General features: G+C 66.3%; 20 protein-coding genes. 19 read left to right on the forward strand and 1 reads right to left on the reverse strand.

The window, feature by feature from the left end; translation table 11 throughout:
- Window positions 1-87: 87 nt before the first annotated feature.
- The 4 genes from JHW41_RS11415 to JHW41_RS11430 all read left to right on the forward strand — a co-directional run bounded on the left by JHW41_RS11415 (window position 88) and on the right by JHW41_RS11430 (window position 3,514).
- A complete protein-coding gene (locus tag JHW41_RS11415; protein ID WP_250449960.1) occupies window positions 88-813 on the forward strand; it encodes a hypothetical protein in 726 nt (241 codons plus the stop codon).
- A 38-nt stretch (window positions 814-851) separates the two neighbouring features.
- A complete protein-coding gene (locus tag JHW41_RS11420; RefSeq protein ID WP_057947832.1) occupies window positions 852-1,622 on the forward strand; it encodes a hypothetical protein in 771 nt (256 codons plus the stop codon).
- A gap of 105 nt (window positions 1,623-1,727) precedes the next feature.
- Entirely contained in the window at window positions 1,728-2,813 is a 1,086-nt protein-coding gene (locus JHW41_RS11425; protein WP_250449961.1) for a type IV secretion system protein, read from the forward strand.
- 179 nt (window positions 2,814-2,992) lie between these two features.
- Window positions 2,993-3,514: a DUF4189 domain-containing protein gene (locus tag JHW41_RS11430; RefSeq protein ID WP_250449962.1), complete on the forward strand. Its 522-nt coding sequence runs from the start codon at window positions 2,993-2,995 to the stop codon at window positions 3,512-3,514.
- A 1-nt stretch (window position 3,515) separates the two neighbouring features.
- Here JHW41_RS11430 and JHW41_RS11435 read toward each other — a convergent pair whose 3' ends face one another.
- Entirely contained in the window at window positions 3,516-3,668 is a 153-nt protein-coding gene (locus JHW41_RS11435) for a hypothetical protein (protein ID WP_250449963.1), read from the reverse strand.
- Between JHW41_RS11435 and JHW41_RS25960 the strand changes: the two genes are divergently transcribed.
- The 15 genes from JHW41_RS25960 to JHW41_RS11510 all read left to right on the forward strand — a co-directional run bounded on the left by JHW41_RS25960 (window position 3,667) and on the right by JHW41_RS11510 (window position 19,471).
- Window positions 3,667-4,149, forward strand: coding sequence for a DUF4189 domain-containing protein (locus tag JHW41_RS25960; protein WP_284499545.1), 483 nt, complete (start codon window positions 3,667-3,669; stop codon window positions 4,147-4,149). The genes JHW41_RS11435 and JHW41_RS25960 overlap by 2 nt on opposite strands.
- A gap of 132 nt (window positions 4,150-4,281) precedes the next feature.
- Window positions 4,282-4,791: a DUF4189 domain-containing protein gene (locus tag JHW41_RS11445; RefSeq protein WP_250449965.1), complete on the forward strand. Its 510-nt coding sequence runs from the start codon at window positions 4,282-4,284 to the stop codon at window positions 4,789-4,791.
- 337 nt (window positions 4,792-5,128) lie between these two features.
- Window positions 5,129-5,656, forward strand: coding sequence for a DUF4189 domain-containing protein (locus JHW41_RS11450; RefSeq protein WP_250449966.1), 528 nt, complete (start codon window positions 5,129-5,131; stop codon window positions 5,654-5,656).
- Between the two features lie 281 nt (window positions 5,657-5,937).
- A complete protein-coding gene (locus tag JHW41_RS11455) occupies window positions 5,938-6,660 on the forward strand; it encodes a hypothetical protein (RefSeq protein ID WP_250449968.1) in 723 nt (240 codons plus the stop codon).
- An 87-nt stretch (window positions 6,661-6,747) separates the two neighbouring features.
- Complete coding sequence (locus JHW41_RS11460; RefSeq protein ID WP_250449970.1) at window positions 6,748-8,055, forward strand: peptidoglycan-binding domain-containing protein; 1,308 nt, start codon at window positions 6,748-6,750, stop codon at window positions 8,053-8,055.
- Between the two features lie 148 nt (window positions 8,056-8,203).
- Entirely contained in the window at window positions 8,204-8,869 is a 666-nt protein-coding gene (locus JHW41_RS11465; RefSeq protein ID WP_250449972.1) for a hypothetical protein, read from the forward strand.
- A 39-nt stretch (window positions 8,870-8,908) separates the two neighbouring features.
- Window positions 8,909-10,222, forward strand: coding sequence for an XVIPCD domain-containing protein (locus JHW41_RS11470; protein WP_057947828.1), 1,314 nt, complete (start codon window positions 8,909-8,911; stop codon window positions 10,220-10,222).
- A gap of 380 nt (window positions 10,223-10,602) precedes the next feature.
- On the forward strand, window positions 10,603-11,109 hold the full coding sequence (locus tag JHW41_RS11475) for a hypothetical protein (protein ID WP_250449974.1): 507 nt from the start codon (window positions 10,603-10,605) through the stop codon (window positions 11,107-11,109).
- 78 nt (window positions 11,110-11,187) lie between these two features.
- Entirely contained in the window at window positions 11,188-12,360 is a 1,173-nt protein-coding gene (locus JHW41_RS11480; RefSeq protein ID WP_250449976.1) for an XVIPCD domain-containing protein, read from the forward strand.
- Between the two features lie 640 nt (window positions 12,361-13,000).
- Window positions 13,001-13,498, forward strand: a complete 498-nt coding sequence (locus tag JHW41_RS11485; protein WP_250449977.1) for a hypothetical protein — start codon at window positions 13,001-13,003, stop codon at window positions 13,496-13,498.
- Between the two features lie 95 nt (window positions 13,499-13,593).
- The gene (locus JHW41_RS11490) at window positions 13,594-14,739 is read left to right on the forward strand and encodes an XVIPCD domain-containing protein (protein ID WP_250449979.1); all 1,146 of its coding nucleotides are present in this window, start codon (window positions 13,594-13,596) and stop codon (window positions 14,737-14,739) included.
- A gap of 420 nt (window positions 14,740-15,159) precedes the next feature.
- Window positions 15,160-15,696 carry an XVIPCD domain-containing protein gene (locus tag JHW41_RS11495; protein ID WP_250449981.1) on the forward strand — a complete coding sequence of 179 codons (537 nt, stop codon included), beginning with the start codon at window positions 15,160-15,162 and terminating at the stop codon, window positions 15,694-15,696.
- A gap of 34 nt (window positions 15,697-15,730) precedes the next feature.
- Entirely contained in the window at window positions 15,731-16,021 is a 291-nt protein-coding gene (locus JHW41_RS11500) for a hypothetical protein (protein WP_057947822.1), read from the forward strand.
- Window positions 16,022-16,058: 37 nt separating this feature from the next.
- Window positions 16,059-17,735: a type IV secretory system conjugative DNA transfer family protein gene (locus tag JHW41_RS11505; protein WP_428995504.1), complete on the forward strand. Its 1,677-nt coding sequence runs from the start codon at window positions 16,059-16,061 to the stop codon at window positions 17,733-17,735.
- Between the two features lie 527 nt (window positions 17,736-18,262).
- Window positions 18,263-19,471: a cytochrome P450 gene (locus tag JHW41_RS11510; RefSeq protein ID WP_250449983.1), complete on the forward strand. Its 1,209-nt coding sequence runs from the start codon at window positions 18,263-18,265 to the stop codon at window positions 19,469-19,471.
- Window positions 19,472-19,517: the final 46 nt, after the last annotated feature.

A 19,517-nucleotide genomic window follows, 5' to 3' on the forward strand; every position in this document is an offset into this window, starting at 1 on the left:
GTTGTTCAGCCTTTGGGATAGGGATACCGGGAGGAGAATCGACCGATGAAGATGAAATCGCATGTTTGGTCGACGTTGGCGCCGCTGTTGCTCGGCCTGCTCGCGGTGTTCGCGCCGCGCCCGGCCCAGGCGCAGGCGTTCACCTGCTACATGTACTACGGAAAGCTGGTCGGCATCTGCAACACCGAAGGCAGCCAGATCTTCAACAAGGCGCAGATGATCAAGAACGTCGGCTCCGAGTTGAACAAGATCAACCGGATGAAGCAGCAGCTCGAGCAGGAAAAGGCCCGCTTCGAGCAGCTCAATCCCGGCAGCCTGAACATCGGCTCCGTCGCCGGCAATCGCGAATTCGGCGACCTCAAGCCGCGCGATATCAACGAGGGGCGCGACGAGACCTGCCATAAGGGCAAGAGCAGCGTCGCTGAAGAGCAGTACAAGGTCTGCGTGAACGCGGTGCAACTGCGCAACAAGCGTTTCAATGTGATGGTGCAGATGTTCAAGGACATCGAAAAGCGCGACCAGAACATCCAGAAGATCCGCTCCGACCGCGCCGGCATCTCGGGACCCAAGGACAACGGCAGGCTGGCCGGCAACGACAACGCCAGCAAGACCATCGACGCGGCCATGATGAACGACATGCAGAGCTATGTCGCGACCATGGAGCTGTACACGACGATGCTGAAGACCTTGGACGACCAAATGGCCTTGCTCGCCAACAAGGCCTTGGCCAACAAGGGCAGCGTTCTGGGTGGGGTAGTGCAGGGGGCCGCGCTGAAAGCCGGCCTCGCCGCGGCCGAAAGCCGCGACCTGTAACGCCCCCCTTCCATATCGACGATTAAGGACATCCGATCATGAACCAGACGATCACTCAGCGTCTCTCGATCCTGCCCCTGGCCCTGGCCGTTGTGGTGGCCGGCGCGGCCGCGCTGGCGCCGGTTCCGGCGCAGGCGTTCTACGCCTCCGAAATCACCCAGGTCCTCAACAAGGTCCAGCTGCAGGCGCAGAACATGAAGCTGGTGCAGCAGCTCACCGAGTTGCGCAACCAGGTCACCCAGCTGAAGGCCCAGTTCGACCAGCTGAACCCGGGCAACTTCCAGCTCGGCAGCCTGACCGGCTTCCGCGACAAGGAAAGCCAGGAACTCAGCGAGCGCCTGCCGGCCGCCAGCTACGGGCTGGACGAGTCTTGCCAGAAGGGCAAGAGCAGCGTCGCCGACGACCAGTACAAGGTCTGCGCCAAGCGCGTCGAGATCAGCAACCTGCGCTTCAACGCGATGGTCAAGATGCTCAAGGAAGTGAAGAAGCGCGACGAGCAGATCGAAAAGCTCATGAACGACCGCAAGACCCTGACCGGTCCGGAGAACAAGGGCAAGCTTGACGCCAACACCAACCAGGTCATGCAGCTGCAGGCGCAGATGGAGAACGATATCCAGAACGGCAAGACCACCCTGGATACCTACACCACCATCCTGCAGACCCTCGACGACGACATGGTCGCGTTGGCCCAGCGCGCGCTGACCAACAAGCCCGGCGGCAAGGGCTGGCTGAGCAGCATGGCCGGCGCCGCGGTGCAGGGCGTCGCGCTGAAGGCGGGCCTGAAGGCGGCCGAGAGCCGCGACCTCTGATCCGCTCCGGACGCCGCTGCCTAGGGGGCGCGGCGTCCGGCTAACGAAGCAATCGCATAGGACCGGCCGGGCGCAGCGCCCGCCGACGGAGACGGAAACACACGTATGGACAGCCACATGGTGTCGTTCGGGGCCAGTTCCTTGATGGACTGGATGCAGGCGGCGGATCTGCCGAACATGGCCTTCTTCGCCCTCATCAAGGATCATCTGGACACCATGATCCTGCAGTTCCAGGGCAGGCTGCTTAACCGCGTCGGCAAGATCATCGGCGCGTTCGCGGCGACCGTGGTCACGCTCTGGATCCTGGTCCAGGGCTTCCGCATCGCCACCGGCCAGTCGCGCGAGCCGATGATGGCGCTGGTGGTGAACTCGCTGAAGTCGGTGCTGATCGTCGGCATCGCCCTGTCGGCCGCGGTCACCGCCGACAAGAGCTACGACGCCCTGACCGACGGCCTGTCGAAGGTGGTCCGCGAGGTCATGACCGGCCGCACCGACGACGGCCCGTACGCCGACATGGACAAGGTGCTCGGCGTGCTGCAGGTCGGTATCGAATTGGTGAACTCCATCGACGTCGGCGGCGACGTGATGACCAACGACACCAAGCAGAAATCCATGACCATGATCGGCGTCGGCCTCGGCGGCCCGGTGATCATGGCCATGATCGCGATGATGCTCAACAAGATCGCTATGGCCCTGTTCATAGGACTTGGACCATTCTTCATCCTGTGCTTGCTGTTCGACCAGACGAAGGCGTTGTTCCAGAAATGGTTGTTCTATGGCATAGCCACGATGATGTCGATGGCGGTGCTGATCACCATGACCACCATCGCGATCGACCTGATCCTGGCAGTGGGCGCGGCGTTCTGGGTCCCGAGCATGATTCCGGGCCTCGGCACGAACAAAGAAAGCTTGATGAGCATGGCGTTGCAGCAGGGCGGTCTGGGCACGATCCTGTCGGCCCTGATCCTCGCCGCTCCGCCGATGGCGGGTGCGTTCTTCAACGGTGTGATGGGTTCGTTCTACGGCGCCAACTCGTTCGGCGGCGAAGCGTTCAGGCCGCAGAGCACCGGTGGTGGTGGTGGCGCGTATCCGCCGGGGCATGCCGGCAACGTCGGTAGCAACTACTCCGGCGGTCCGACCAACACGAATGCCAATCGCAATCCGTCGAAGCAGGGTGCGGGAATGAACTGAGGAGCGTCTGGGCAATTCCCTTCGGGGATGGTTCAGACGATTCAGGCTTAGCTATCCCCTAGCTGTTTGCCTGATCGGATGCTCATCTCCTGCTTGTGTGCCGCGCATCACTTTAGAGCGTGGCTGGCGAATTGCTCAGATGTTTCCACTCGGGATTTTCTGCTGCCAACAGGTACCTTATGAAGCTCACGATTGCCGCGATCGGAATTGGATTGCTCTTCAACAGCGCCTTCGCTTTTGCCGAGCAGGGCTGCCCGGACGGCTTCATGCCGAATGCCGCAGGCACGCCCGGGCTTCAGTGCATCCAGATCCCTGGTCAAACCCGGCCTGGTATGGATGTCGGTGCGCAAGCCGAGCCCAATTGGGAAACGAGGTGGGGGGCGATCGCCTATGACCCTGAGCATGGTTCCGTTGGCATTTCCAGCGAGCAGACCAGCAGGCGGAAGGCGGTGAAGGGCGCGCTGGCGCATTGCAAGTCCAAGGGCGGCGTTGCGTGTGCCCTGAATATCGCCTACTACAATCAATGCGTTGCTGTAGTTTCCGGCCCTTCGCCTGCGGGAAGCGGGGTGTTGATGAATTCTGCGAGCGCTGTGACCAAGCAAGAGGCGGAGAAGCTCTCGACCGAGACTTGCGTGAAGGATACCCAGGCGAAGTGCACGACGTTCTATACCGGATGCAGTTACCCGGTCCGGGGCGACTGATTCAGCCGAATATGCCATACAAACCAGCGCCCTTCGGGGCGCTTTTTTTTGTGGCAATGATTTTATTGGGTGCACGACTTTGTATGCCCGCAGCGATTCTGGAGGTGTTGATGCACAGGTTTTTTCTAAGCCTTTCGCTGGTGACCGCTTGCATGGCGGCCTCCATAGGGAGCGTAAAAGCGGAACAAGGCTGCCCCGACAATTTCCAGCCTAATCCCAACTGGACGCAGGGACAGGCGCAGTGCATACCCGGGCCGCCGTCTGGTCCCTCTGGGTCGTATCGGCAACCGCCTGAGCCGAAGTGGGGGAAACGCTGGGGGGCATTCGCATCGGACCCCGTCACTTCGAAAGTTGGTGTTTCCGTCGGAATGAAGAGCAAGAGCAAGGCCGAAGAAGAGGCGTTGGCTCATTGCCGTAGCAAAGGTGGGCAGCAATGCCGCCCGTTGCTTGCTTACTACAATCAATGCGCAGCCGTCGCTTGGGGCCCTGATAGCAGCGGAACTGGGGAGCTGATTTCAATCAGTGCGGCCCGCAAGGATATGGCCGAGCAGGCGGCGCTGAAGGAGTGCTCGAAAAACTCTGATGCCTGCAAGATATTTTTTGCTGAATGTAGTTATGCAGAGCGCGTGGAGTGACTTCTTATTGCTTGCCGTCGCGGAGTCATGAGAAAATGGCGCCTTCAGGTGCCGTTTTTTAATGGGCGATTTCTTCCGGGCGCTAATCTCCCTCTTCGGGTCTATGAACTTAATGCATGAGGGTGGAGAGCTATGAAGCGTGTCGTTGGCTATCCGATTTTTTTGGCCGCACTCCTCGTTTCGGAGGGCGTTATGGCTGAGCAGGGCTGCCCCGACGGATTCATGCCCAACCCAAGCTGGACTCAGGGGCAACAGCAATGCATTCAAGGGCAGATGCCTGATTCTGGCCCGCTGGTTCCTCAGAGCACATGGGAGCGGCGTTGGGGTGCGTTCACTAGCGACGCAGAGACCGGTAAGGTCGGTGTCGCTACTGCAATGACGACGAAGCGCAAAGCGGAAAAGGAAGCGCTGCGCGATTGCCAGGCTCGTGGCGGAGCGCAGTGCAAGGTCTTGTTGGCCTTTACCAACCAATGTGCAGCTATTGCCTGGGGTAAGGAGTCGACTGGTGCGGCGGCGATCTCTGCAGTGGGTGGGGTTAACTCTGCGGTGGCCAAGAGTGCGGCCTTGCAGGAATGCGGAAAGCGTGCCGGAAGTTGCGAAATTTTCTTGACTGAATGCAGTTACGCTGAGCAGGTGCAGTGAGCATTCGGAAAGGACGCGAGCTATGAAATCGGCGCCTTCGGGCGCCGATTTCGTTTTGGGCTCTTGCGTAGAAATGGTGGATTTTTAATCTTCCTGATGCGCTGCGAGCAGGGCTATTCGCCCCGCGGATTGGCGATTATTGGGTTGGGCGACGTATGCTGACGCAATTCCTCCTCTCGCTGACATGAGGGGGCAGCCTCGCTAGCCGCGATCCGTAGTTTCGCTTCGGCCCAGGCTTTGCGGCGTGCTGCCGCTGATTGGCAGGAAGCAAGACTCAGGGCGAGCATGGACGAGGCTTGGCCTTCTGCAATTCTCATCAAGGAACGAGGTATCGATCATGCAGTTTCGATATTTGGCGCTTGTCGGCGTGTTGCTGGCGGGTCTATCCACTCACGCCAAGGCCGAGCAGGGCTGTCCGGACGGCTTCACTCCCAATCCGGCGCCGACCGGCACGCCGGGTGCGACGCAGTGCATCCCCATCGGCAGTTTTGGCGGAAGCCTCGAGTATTCCGGGTGGAACAACAGCTACGGCGCGGTGTTCTTCGACGCGGAGAAGGGGCTGGTCGGCATCGGCGAGGGGCAGAAGAACCGACGTCGCGCGCGCAAGGAGGCGTTGCAGCATTGCCAGTCCAAGGGCGGTACGGACTGCAAGGAAGTGCTGTGGTACTCGAACGGTTGCGCCGCGGTGGTATGGGGACCGAGCAAAAGCGGGCAGGGCTTTACGATGGAGACGCGCAGCCAGGCGACCTTGGGCGCGGCCGTAGCGTCGGCCAAGCAGGCCTGCGCGCCGAATTCCGCGTCCGGCGAGTGCGAAGTGTTCTATTCCGGTTGCAGCGAGCCGGTTCCTTTTTCCAATACCTTGTAAAGGCGGTATGCGGACAGGCGCCTCAGCCGTGCAGGATTGCGATCGGCGGCCAGTGATCACCGCGCGATCGCGCCACAAGCGGCGGCTTACCGATATCGGCCGATTTCGCGCTGGCCAAATGAGGGCAGGTAGGCGGCAGAAGCGAGCGCGTTGGCGCTTGTGGAGGCGTACGATCGCAGCGCGGCCCCATCGCAGCCGTTGCACGCAAGTGTGATACAACACCCCCACCTCACGCGCCGCTCGCCGGCGAGGTCCGCATGAAGTATTCGCCCCATTGCGCATTGATGGTCGCCGTGGCGCTGATGGTAGGCTGTAAGCCTGCTTCGGCCCCGTCGTCCGCCCAGACGTCGCCGGCCGCCGCGCCGGCGGCTCCGGCGGCCGCCGCGACGGCGCAAGCTGAGCAAGGAAAGCAGGAAATGAGTCCGCTGCAAGGTCTGCTGGATGTGTTGCTCGCCGAGGGCGGGGCTGCGTGGTCGGCGTTCGAGCGCGTTCCCGGCGTGCAGTGGCGCGATCCGGCGCCGCAGGACAATCCCGATTCCGATGCCCCCGACAACGCGCGCTACCGCGCCGGCACTTTGCTGCTCGGCGGGTACAGCGGCACGATCGAGGTGCCCGACGGCAAGGTCGGCGCCGAGGCGGGGACCCGCAAGGCCAACGAGGGCGAGGTCGGGGCGACGTTGAACGGCGACGCGCAGCGGGTGCATTCGCTGGTGCTGGTCAAGTTCGAAGCCAGCGAGGACTACCAGCAGGTGCTGCAGCGCCAGTTCGGCGCCGGCGCCACGGTGAAGCCGATCGCCGGGCAATGCGCGCTCGACTTCGGCACCACGGCCGAGAACACCCAGGCCAATCAATTTTTCGAAGTGCGCTTGACAGACGCGAAAATCGTGTATGCTGAGGGCTATGTGGACGACGGTGGCAATCAAGGCCCCGGCACCACGACTTATCAGTTCACCCTCACCAAGCCGGCGCAGAAGATCGCGTCGATGCGTTGCAAGGAGTTCTGAAGCCTCTGACGGAGGCTTGCGGCACCCGGTCCCGGAAAGGACCACACACAACTTAACGATCCAGTCTATCCATATAGGAACAGCGTCATGGCTGATAGACGTGAGAAGGCAGCGGCCACTGCCCACGAGTACCACCAGGGTACTATCGCGAACTTGGACGACGCGATGACCCGGCGATTGGTTGCTTCTACGGTCATGACCGAGAGCAACGGCGGTGATCTGGCCATCACCAACAAGCAAGGTTACGTCGGTCGCTATCAAGCGGGAGCCGGTTGGCTCGCCGACGCAGGCTATGTCGATAAAGAGAAACTCGACGCCGCGATGAAACGCGACGGCTTCGATCCTGCCACCGTGCGCGGCGCGGAATGGAAGTGGGCGAGCGCCGGCGGCATGACCCGCTTCCTCGACGACAAGTCCAACTGGAACCAGGGCATGAGCCTGGACCAGTACAAGGGCTCGGCCGAGCTGCAGGACAAGGCCTTCAAGATCAACAGCGACAAGGCGTACCGCCAGGCCGTCAAGGACGGCGTGCTGGACGAGGATTCCAAGCCCGAACTGGTGGCCGGCTTCCTCAAGGCGCGCCACATCGCCGGCTACGGCGGCGCCAAGGCCGCGGTCACCGGCGGTCGCGCGATCCGCGACGCCAACGGCACCAGCAATTACGACTACCTGCACGACATCACCCGCGATCGCGACGGTCTGAACGCCTACATGGCGCGCGATCCGAAGACGCTGTCGCGCGGCGACGATTCGCAGCCGGCGCATCCGGCGCGCGCCGCGGCGAACGCGCCGGCGATGGCCGACGGCCTGCTCAAGCACGGCGAGCGCGGCGCGGAAGTGCGCGCGATGCAGGACGCGCTCAACAAGCTCGGCTATCGCGACGCGCAGGGCAATGCGCTGCGCGCCGACGGCGACTACGGCGATCGCACCGGCGAATCGCTGCGCACGTTCCAGCGCGCGCATGGGCTCAAGGAGGACGGCGTCGCCGGCCCCAAGACCCTCGACGCGCTCAAGCAGGCGGCGCAATCGCCGCTGCTGTCCAATCCGGCCAATCCCGACAACGCCCTGTACAAGAGCGCGGTCGAGGGGCTGGAGAAGCTCGGCCCGAACGCGTTCAAGAACCGCGAGGATCTCGAACGCGCCGCCGGTACGCTGACCTATGAAGCCAAGATCGGCGGCTTCAAGCGCATCGATCACGTCGTCGCCACCGCCGACGGCTCCGGCCTGTTCGCGGTGCAGGGCGGCCTGAACGATCCGGGCCACCAGCGCGTCCACGTCGACAAGCAGCAAGCGGCGAACCAGCCGCTGGAGCAGTCGACCCACCAGGTCAAGCTGGATGCGCCGCAAACCGACGCGCCCAGCCAGGATCCCAAGGCCCGAACCCAGAGCGTCTGAGCCGCCGCCGCGGTGGCGCGCGAACGTCCGCGTTCGCCCGCCGCTGCGCGCAGCGCTGGCGGCGGGCGCCTGCGCGCGGACGCTCGCGGCCATCGCGCCGCACGCCTGGACGACTACGTTCCCCACGATGAAACAGTCAGGAAATGCCATGAAGACAGCGAATGTGTTGGGCCTTGCCATGACCGTGGCGCTGGCCGCGTGCTCGGGCCAATCGGCGCCCGAAGCGGCCGCCAAGCCGGTCGCCGAGCCTGCCGCCACGTCCGCCGCCGCCGCGTCGGCGAGCGCGGACGCCGCGGCGGCGGCGGCGACGACCGCGCCGGCCGCCGCCGCGCCGGTCGGCGACGCGCGTTCGCTGTGCGCCGCGGGCGACGACGTGGTCATTTCGTGCAAGGTCGCCGGCGGCGCGCAACTGCTGTCGCTGTGCGCGTCCAAGGGCGTCAGCGACCAGTCCGGCACCGTCTATTTCGCCCAGGGCGAAGCCGGCAAGCCCGACTACGTGTTCCCGGCCGACAAGTCCGCGCCGGCGGGACGCTTCAAGCGTACCCAGCTCGGCTTCGCCGGCAACACCGGCGGCTATGCGTATTCGTTCGAGGACGGCGGCCGCAAGCGGATCTTCTATTCGGTGTCCGGCGAACGCGGCTTGGAAGAGCAGGGCGTGTTGACCGTCGCCGGCGACGCCGACAAGGCCGAATCCGCGCTGGGCTGCGAGCCCGGCAGCGTCGTGCGCAATGAAGACGACGCGCTGTTCAAGTTCACCCGCAGCTGGGATCGCGACGAGCGCATCGACCAGCACGGTTTGCCGGCCAAGCGCTGACCGGCCCAAGACATTCACCAGATCAGGGAGGAATACATCATGTCCGAGTTGAACAATCGCGATTACCTGCTGCTGCGCGCCTACGAGTCCGGCATCCGCGAGCCGCGCGAACTGGCCGCGTTCATGGGCCAGATGCAGGTCGAATCCGGCAATTTCCGCAGCATGCACGAGAACCTCAACTACAGCGGCGAACGCTTGCTGGAAGTGTTCCCGGGCCGCAACGGCATGGACACCCGCGCCGAAGCCGACGCCGTCGCGCGCGGCGGCCAGCAGGGCATCGCCAATGCGATCTACGGCGGCAACTGGGGCCGCGAGAACCTGGGCAACACCGAGCAGGGCGACGGCTGGCGTTTCCACGGCCGCGGCTACGTGCAGCTGACCGGGCGCGACAACTACGAGCGCGTGCAGCGCGAAACCGGCCTGGACGTGACCGCCAATCCCGACCTCGCGTCCAATCGCGAAAACGCCGCCAACATCGCCGTGCATTACTGGCAGGGCCGGGTGGTCGCGCGCGGGCACCAGGACGACGTGCGCGCGGCGACCCACGACATCAACGGCGGCTACAACCACCTGCCGGAGCGCCGCGCGGCGGTGACCCAGTGGCAGGGCATGCTGACGCCGGAAGTGATGCAGGGCCTGGCGCGCGGCGAAGTGAACCTGCCCGCGCAGGGCCGCGCCAACCGCGACCCGATGGCCGACGGCGTGCTCAAGCTCAACGAGCGCGGCGATGCGGTCGAGCGCATGCAGGAGCAGCTCAAGCAGCTGGGCTATCGCGACGCGCGCGGCAACGAGCTCAATCCCGACGGCCACTTCGGCGGCCGCACCGACGAGGCGCTGCGCCAGTTCCAGCGCGACCAGGGCATCAAGGACGACGGCATCGCCGGTCCGACCACGCTGGGCAAGTTGCGCGAGGCGGTCGAGCGCCAGCAGGGCCAGCAGCCCGAGCAGACCCGCGGCGAGCAGACCCGCGCGCCGTCGATGGCCGATCCGGCCAACCGCGACAACCCGATGTACAACCAGGCCCTGGAAGGCCTGGCCAAGCTCGGCCCGAACGGCGGCTTCCGCAATCCGGAAGAGATGCAGCGCGCCGCTGCGGCGCTGACCTACGACGCATCGGTGGCCGGCATGAACAAGATCGACCACGTCGTGCGCAACGGCGATGGCAGCGGCTTGTTCGCGGTGCAGGGCGGCCTCAACGACCCCAGCCACCAGCGCGTGCATGTCGGCGCGCAGGAGGCGGTGTCGCGGTCGGTCGAGCAGACCACGCAGCAGCTGGCGCAGGACAAGCCGCAGCAGCAAGCCGCGCCGGAGCAGGCGCGCGAGCAGGAGCAGGCCGCGCGCCGAGTGGCGTGAAGCCGAGCGCGCGCGCCGTCGCGGCGCGCGCGCAAGCGTTGGGGATGGTGCGTCCGCCGGCTGGTCCGGCGGGCGCACCAACCCGCAGTCCCCTTGTTTCGTTTCTTTCGTGTTCGGCAGATGCGCCGGCGTCGGCCGGCGAATCCGCTCTTCTACCCATGACCTTCGACATCACCTGGAACCGGCCGATGAATTCGCACCGCCACCGCCTCTCGATCCTTGCCGCCTTGTTGTCGCTGGCGCTGGTCGGCTGCGATCGGCAGGCGAGCGCGCCATCGTCCCCCGTGGCGCCCGCCGACGGCGCGGCCGGCTCCAGCCCGGCGTCCGCCCGCCCGGATTCTCCGTCGTCCGCTTCTTCCGTCCCCGCCCAGGCCGCTGCCATGAACAACGAAATCCCGCAGGGTTTTTCTTCCTACGCGTCCGAGTCGATCGGCGACAACAAGCAGTGCGTGGCCGGCGCGGCCAGCGACGAGGACGGCATGAACCAGCGTCCGGTGGCCTACCTGGCCCAGGCCTCGGGCAAGCCGATCTGGACCCGCACGCTGGACCTGCCCGCCGACACCTACCAGAGCCGCGCCACCCATTGCCTGCGCCAGGGCGACGCGCTGTACGTGCTGCTGCAGTCCGACACCCAGCCCGAGCAGTCGCTTTCGCAGACGCTGCTGCGCGTGGTCAAGCTCAACCTCGCCGACGGCGCGGTGCAGGCCGGCGGCGACGTGGCCGTGCCCGGCGCGCAGGGCGCGTATTCGGCGCTGGCGGAAGAGGGCGCCAAGCACCTGCGCTGGGACAACGGCAACGTCGTGGTGTCCGGCCAGTACTTCCAACTCGACGCGCCCGACCAGCGCCGCGATTTCTCCACCACGCTCAAGCCCGACCTGGGCCCCTGAGCGGATTCCCGCCGGCATTCCCCCTTCATCGGCGCCGGCCTTCGCGGCGCGCCTGAAAACCAGACAAGGAGTTGGACCATGGGCAATAAGGAAGAATTCATCGCCGACCTGTACCCGGCCGCGGTGCGCGTGTCCAAGCAGACCGGCATGTCGGCCGAACTGATCCTGGCGCAGGCCGCGCTGGAAACCGGCTGGGGCGAGAAGGTGCTGCCGGGCACCAACAACATCTTCAACATCAAGGACAGCAAGGGCTGGGACGGTCCGAGCAAGACCTTCAACGTGTGGGAGATCGAGGGCGGCAAGAAGGTCTGGAAAGACCAGGATTTCCGCGTCTACGGCTCGATGGACGAAGCCCTGACCGACCGGGTGAAGTTCCTCAAGGAGAACAGCCGCTACACCAAGGCCGGCCTGTTCGAGGAAGGCACCCTGGGCAACCTGGAAAAGGAAGCCAAGGCGCTGCAGAAGGCCGGTTACGCCACCGATCCGCACTACGCCGAGCAGTTGGCCAAGGTGTTCAACGGCCCGACCATGCGTCGCGGCATCGCCCTGGCCGAAAGCCGCGGCGCGCCGGAACTGCCCGAACACAAGCCCGGCGAGCACAAGCCCGCGACGCCGGCCAAGCCGGCCGATGCGATGGCCGACGGCCGTCTGCGCCAGGGCGAGGAAGGCCCGGCGGTCAAGGCGATGCAGGAGCGCTTGAACGAACTGGGCTTCCGCGACGCCAAGGGCCAGCCGCTCAAGCCCGACGGCGATTTCGGCGCCGCGACCAAGCACGCCCTGCAGCAGGCGCAGCGCGCCTATGGCCTGGACGACGACGGCATCGCCGGTCCCAAGACCCTGGACGCGCTGAAGAAGGCGCCGCCGGAGAAGGGCGCGCTGCTGTCGGATCCGGCCAACCGCGACAACGGCCTGTACAAGCAGGCGGTGGAAGGGCTGGAGAAGCTCGGCCCGGGCGCGTTCAAGGATCGCGCCGAGCTCGAGCGCGCCGCCGGCACGCTGACCTACGAGGCGCGCGTGAGCGGCCTGACCAGCATCAACGCCGTCGTCGCCAACGCCAACGGCACCGGCCTGTTCGCGGTGCAGGGCGAATTGAACGATCCGTCCGCGCGCCGCGTCCACGCCGACAAGGAGCAGGCGGTGAACACGCCGCTGGAGCGTTCCAGCCAGCAGCTGAAGCAGGACGTGCCGGAGCAGCCGAAGCTCGCCCCGGAGCAGGCGCAGGAACGCGCTCCGAAGACGATGACCGCCTGAGTCGTGCCGGCCGATTCGCGCTGCCGTGCGCGGATGCGCATCGGCGCGGCGACTCGGTCGGGTAGCGAAGCCTGCGCCGAAGGAGTCGGCGCAGGCCGGGACAAGGACGAAGCCGCGGCGCCGGCAAGGCCGCGGCGCTGGATGCGCCGTCAGGGACGACGCGGAGATGGATCGCAAGCCAGGACGGCGCAGCGCGGAAGAGGCATCAAGGACGACGCGACACGGACGCGGCAGGGACGTGAGACATCAAGGACGACGCGACACGGACGCGGCAGGGACGCGAGACATCAGGGACGAAGCGGCAAGGACGCTGCAGGGACGCGAGGCATCAAGGACGACGCAACAGGGACGATGCACCAAGCACGATGCAAGGACGCCAGACGCAACACCGCCATGGACGGCGAGCAGGGCAGCAGCGGCAACGGACGGCGCGCAAGGGAGGGCAGGCCAGGGACGGCCGGGCGAGGGATCGCTGCCCAGGCAGTGAGCGCCGGACCCTGGCGCGTTGCGGACGCCGGGGCCGTGCACGGCCCGGCGATCGGGCGGCAGGCGGCCGATGCGGACGACGTGCCGCGGTGCGCAGAACGTCGATGGCTCCGGCTGCGACAGTGATCGAAGTGTTCCAACGAGGAAGCAAGGCATGACATTCACGACGACGCGGTGGTCCCGGATTCTGGCGCTGGCCGCGCTGCTGGCCTTGGCCGGCTGCGACATGGCCTCCAACAGTCCGCCGGCGGCGGCCGCGCAGGAAAAACCGTCGGTGGCGGCGCCCGCGCCGGCAGCGGCGGCGACGGCGTGCCCGTCGCAGGACTTCGAAGCGTTCCTGGCCGCGTTCGCCGACAGCGCGCAGGTGCAGCGCGCTTTCACCCAGCGCCCGCTGCGCAGCGAGAGCGTCGACGCCAACGCCGATCCCGAGCCCAAGCCGGTGGTGGCGATGCTCGACGGCGATGCGCTGAGCTTCCCGCTGATGCCGAGCCGCGAGAAACAGCAGGCCGACGGACTGGTGCTGAGCCAGACCGAACTCAACGGCGACAAGCAGGTGATGCTGGCCAAGCCCGATACCGATTACCAACTCTCGTTCTTCTTCCGCAAGGGCGAGTGCTGGACCTTGTACCGCATGCGCGACGACTCGCTGTGACCGGGCCGCGCTGACGAACCCCGCTTCGATCAGCGCCGCTTCGATCCGCAAGTCCGGCGCGACCGGTCACCCACTCCAGGATTCCAGGAGCCGACATGTCCTACCAAGACGTCATGAACACCATCCTGCCGCCGCAGCAGGGACGTTCGCCGCACATCACCGGCCACTACGGCGAGCACCGCGGCAACGGGCCGCACGGCGGCTCGGACTTCAACTACGTCGGCGGCCAGGCCGGGGTCAACCTGACCCATCCGACCATCCACTCGCCGGTGGCGGGCACGGTCGAGTTCGTCGGCGGCCGCTACGGCACCGTCACCATCGTCGATGGCGAGGGCAACCGCCACCAGTTGCTGCACACCCAGAGCCAGTCGGTGGTGGTCGGCCAGCGGGTCGAGCCGGGCACCGCGATCGGCACCATGGGCGGGCGCGGGCCGAACGGCGAGGCGCAGTACGCGCAGCACGTCCACTACCAAATGAAGGACGCGCAGGGCAACAACCTCAATCCGGAAGACTTCTGGAACCGCCGCCAGCACGTCGGCGGGCAGAACACCGGCGGGCACAGCGCCGGCGGGCACGGCGCCGCGCAGCCGGCCGCGGCCGGCGCCGACGGCGTGCTGCGCCAGGGCGAACGCGGCGCCGAAGTGCGCGCGATGCAGGAAACCCTCAACCGTCTGGGCTATCGCGACGACCAGGGCCGGCCGCTCGCGGCGGACGGCGATTTCGGCGAACGCAGCCGCCAGGCGGTGGCGCGGTTCCAGCGCGAGAACGGCCTGCGCGAGGACGGCGTCGCCGGCCCGCGCACCCTGGACGCGTTGCGCGAGGCCGGCCCGCGCCGCGACGAGACGTCGCTGATCTCCAATCCGAACCATCCCGACAACCGCATGTACCGGCAGGCGCTGGAAGGCCTGGAGCGGCTCGGCCCGGACGCCGGCTTCCGCACCCCGCAGGACCGCGAGCGCGCCGCCGCGACGCTGACCTACGAAGCGCGCATGAGCGGCTTCAAGGAGATCAACCACGTCGTGCAGAACGTCAACGGCAACGGCGTGTTCGCGGTGCAAGGCGGCTTGAACGATCCGGCCCACCACCGCGTGTACGCCGACAAGCAGCAGGCCATGAACCAGAGCGTGGAGCAGACCAGCCAGCGCCTGGCCCAGGACGCGCCGGCGCCGAAGCTCGACCAGCAGGCGCAGGAGAAACAGCAGACCCAGCAGCACCAGCCGCCGCGCATGACGCTGGGCTGATGCGGTTGGGCCGTGGCGGTGGATGCGCCGCGGCCGCGACAGCAAGCAGGCATCGCCCGGCACGGACGCCGCGGCGGCGCAGCAGTTCGACCGGTACCGGCACCGCGTCTTCGGTGGAGGTGGACCGCCGGTATCGGTCGAGAGGATCCCGCAGGCCAGGGACGGCATCGAAGTCTCTGCGGGGTTCGCGACAAGGACGTCCCGGCTTCGTCCGCGAGGGCGGGGCAGGCACGGCAGGCTCGATCGCTAGGGAGATCGAGCCTGCCGCTGCCGCTTGCCCGGACTCGCGGGTCGCAAGCGCATGGCCGGACGCCCCGGTTCGACCATGACCACGGCAAAGGGGTAGGCTGCAGGCGGGCCTTCGATGGGCCCGCGGCGGCCGTGAATCGCGACCGGAGCCGCTCCGGCAGGGAGACGACGATGAATTCGCAGGACCAACAATTGCGGGCCGGCACCGAGGCCTCCTCGCAGACCCTCGACGAGGTGCGCCGGGCGCAGCAGCGCAATCTGCTCAGCAGCCCCAGCCACCCCCAGCACGACCTGTTCTCGCAGGTGCGCGTGTGCCTGGATCGCCAGGACGCGGCACGCCAGTTCAGCCCCGGCGAACGCGACAACCTGGCCGGCGCGCTGCTGCTGGAGGCCACCCGCGAGCGCCAGCGCGTGGACGGCGTCGCCTTCAGCCAGGACGGCAAGCGCGCGTTCGCGATCGAGGGCGAAGCCGATTCGCCGACCCGGCGGATCAGCTTCGTCGACACCGAACAGGCCGCGCAGCAATCGCTGCAGCGCAGCAGCGAGCAATTCGCGCAGCTGGCGCGCGAACAGGACGTGCGCGACCAACAGCGCCAGGCCGAGCGCGAGCGCGACAACGAGCGCCAGCGCCGGAACCCCGAACGCAACGACGAGCAGCAACCGCAGCAGTCCGCGGCCGCGCGCGCATTGACGCGCGAGCGCGACTGAGCGCGCCGTCCGGCGCGCAGGCCCAGGAGGACCGATGAGCAACACCAGCGAATACCGCCACACCGTCCAGACCAAGGGCAAGTTCCAGATCGTCGCCCTGACCCGCGAGTCCGAGTTCGACCAGCAGGATGTCTACGCCTATGCGGTGATGTCCTCGGCCGGGGTCAAGCTGCGCCAGGAACTGACCCTGGGCGACGCCCAGAAGTGGATGGACGACGAGATCCTCAAGGAATTGTTGTCCAACGGCAGCCTTTCGCCGGATATGATGGCGCAATCGCGCCCGGCGGAGCGTTCCGGGCTCCGGACAGGCCGGAAGCGACGCTGACCGACAGCGGGTTCGGGGATCAAGCAGGAAGTAAAACGTGAAAGGGAAGGCGATTGGCGCCATCGTGGCGCTGCTGGCGACCGCGGTCGCGGGACTGTACCTGTCGGGCTATCTGACGCTGATGCTGCTCAAGCTGCAGGCGCCGCTGGCCTGGGACACCTATCTGCAGTACCTCAAGGCGCTCGACCTGCCGCAGGTCAAGCCCTACGCCGGCAAGATCAAGGCCGGCGGCCTGCTCGGCTTCGGCTTCCCCGTGCTGCTGTATCTGGGCCTGCTGTATCTGCTGTTCATGCCCAAGAAGCAGTCCATGCACGGCGACGCGCGCTTCGCGACCGCCGGCGACCTGGACAAGAAGGACATGTTCAAGTCGACCCCGACCTCGGTCGTGGTCGGCAAGTACAACGGCAAGCTGGTCCAGCTCAGCGGCCAGCAATTCGTGATCCTCGCCGCGCCGACCCGCTCGGGCAAGGGCGTCGGCATCGTCATCCCGAACCTGCTCAACTACCAGGGTTCGATGGTGGTGCTGGACATCAAGCAGGAGAACTTCGACCTGACCAGCGGCTGGCGCGCGCAGCAGGGCCAGGAAATCTTCCTGTTCAACCCGTTCGCCGAAGACCGCCGCACCCATCGCTGGAACCCGCTGACCTACGTGTCCAGCGACCCGGCGTTCCGCGTCTCGGACCTGATGAGCATCGCCGCGATGCTCTACCCGGACGGCTCGGACGACCAGAAGTTCTGGATCAGCCAGGCGCGCAACGCGTTCATGGCCTTCACCCTGTACCTGTTCGAAGCCTACGACGACGCGCAGAAGGTCGGTTTCCCGTTCGCGACCCAGCCGACCATCGGCGCGGTCTACCGGCTGTCGTCCGGCGACGGCAAGAGCGAGCTCAAGCCGTTCCTCAAGGGCTTGTCGGAGCGTCCGTTCCTCAGCGCCAACGCCAAGTCGGCGTTCGCCAACATGCTGTCGCAGGCCGACGAGACCTTCGCCTCGATCCTGGGCACGTTCAAGGAACCGCTGAACCCCTGGATCAATCCGGTGCTGGACGCGGCCACCTCGACCGACGACTTCCTGCTGACCGACGTGCGCAAGAAGAAGATGACGATCTACGTCGGCATCCAGCCGAACAAGCTGGCCGAGAGCCGGCTGATCGTGAACCTGTTCTTCAGCCAGATCATCAACCTCAACACCCGCGAGCTGCCGCAGAACAACAAGGAACTGAAGCACCAGTGCCTGTTGCTGATGGACGAGTTCACCTCCATCGGCAAGGTCGACATCATCGCCTCGGCGGTGTCGTACATGGCCGGCTACAACATCCGCCTGCTGCCGATCATCCAGAGCATGTCGCAGCTCGACGCGACCTACGGCAAGGACGTCTCGCGCACCATCATCACCAACCACGCGCTGCAGATCATCTACGCCCCGCGCGAGCAGCAGGACGCCAACGACTACTCCGAGATGCTCGGCTACACCACGGTGCGCAAGACCAACGTCACCCGCGGCAAGGAAGTCTCGCGCAGCGAGTCCGAGGAACGCCGCGCGCTGATGCTGCCGCAGGAACTCAAGGCGATGGGCTTCGACGCCGAGGTGTTCCTGTACGAAGGCATCCCGCACCCGGTGAAGTGCGACAAGATCAAGTACTACCAGGACAAGCTGTTCACCCAGCGCCTGCTGCCGAAGGTCAACGTGCCGATGCTGGACATCAAGGTCGGCTGATCGGGCCGGAGCCCGCGGACGCACCGCACCAGAACGCCGCCGGATTCCGGCGGCGTTTTCGTTTCCGCGGCCCCCGGCTCTCGCGCAGGCGGCGGACGGGCGGGGCGCGGCGGGCGAGGGCGAGGCGCCGTTGGCGCCGCTCCGACCCGGCGGCCGTCGCGCGCGGCGAAACGGGGCAGTGCCGCCGCCGACTTGACTTAGTCTGGCGTTTCGGCCGGCTAACAATTTATTAGCAATCGCCGCGAAGGCCGCGTGCTAGAACGGAATCGCCGGGCCTTCAGGCTTGGCTCCATCGGAACAACCACGAAACGAAAAGGAGTCGTAACGTGAGCAATCTGATCCGTGCCGTGCAGGTGTCGCTGAACATGCGCGCCAACAATTCGACCCAGAGCATCCGTTCCAAGTACATCTACTGGATCCTGTTCTAAGCGACAACGCTCCGCGTAGTTCGTAGCAGCGCCAGGGATGGTCGCAGACCATCCCTGGTCTTTGGAGGCTCGATGACGGAACGCACGACGAACGCGGAAGTGATTTCCATCGACCATCTGCTCGAGCGCGTCCGCCAGGAAGGGCCGGTGCTCGACTTCCAGGGCGACGTGGTCGGCATCTTCGACCCGGTCCTGGCGGTCAAGGTCGACAAGGCCAATACCGACCGGCTCACCGTGCCGGATTCGCTGATCGATTTCCTGGGGCTGCGCAAATCCAGGGACCCGCTGGCCTGGAGCGTGGTGCGCACGGTGCTGATCGAACAGTCCGGGCGGCTCTCGCAACCCGAGCACCTGCGCGACCTCTACTCGCGCATGCAGGCCTTCCTGGCGCAGCGCGCCGGCTCGGTGCGCAACCTCAGCGAGCTGAGCTGGTGGACCATCTCGCAATCGCTGCTGCCGATGCTGATCGACGGCCTGGACGAGGCCGACACGGACGCGCTGATCGGCGAGCAGAAGGCCCGCTACAACGGCATCGTCCTGCAGAACTTCTCGCCCTGGCAGCGGATCGTCGACTTCGGCCGTTCGCGCAGGGCCGCGCGCGCGGTGAGCCGGCAGATCCGGCAGCGGCTGCGCGACGGCGATCGCCGCGAGGATTTCCTGCAGTCGCTGCTGCCGCTGGCCGAGCGCATCGGCACGGACCGGGTGGCCTACCTGGTGTCGGTGGTGCTGGCGGGCATGTCGGGCCTGCCCGGGATCACCGCGGCCAGCCTGGCGTACGCGATGTACCGTTTTCCCGAGTGGCGCGAGCGGATCCGCGCGGAGACCGCCGCGCTGAGCCTGGACGCGCTGTGCGCGCTGCCGATGAGGGAGCTGCCGTGCACGGCGCGCTTCATCAAGGAAACCATCCGCGTCTGGCCGGGACTGTTCGCGCTGCGCCGCCCGGCGTTCCACGACATCGAAGTGGACGGCATCCGGGTCAAGAAGGACGGGGCGTACGAGATTTCCTCGTACTACCAGCACCATTGCCCGCATTACTGGGACGCGCCGGACGTGTTCGACCCGGACCGCTGGCTGGCCTCGCGCCGGCAGTCCAACAAGGGCGCGTTCGTGCCGTTCGGATTCTCCTCGCGCGCCTGCATCGGCAGCTCCGTCGGCCATGCGCAGCTGGTGCTGTTTTGCGCGCTGTTGACCCGCGATTTCGACATCCAGGTGCAGGAACAGCCCAAGCCGTGGATGCAGCTGGAAGGCTTCGCGATTCCGGTCGATTTCACCGGCATCGTGACGCCTCGCGGCGCGGCTGCGGCCTGACGCGCGCCGGATCGTGGCCCCCCGGCGGCGGACGCCTGGCGCCGGG

This window comes from Lysobacter enzymogenes (genome assembly GCF_023617245.1).
In the GTDB taxonomy this organism is placed as follows: Bacteria; Pseudomonadota; Gammaproteobacteria; order Xanthomonadales; family Xanthomonadaceae; genus Lysobacter; species Lysobacter yananisis.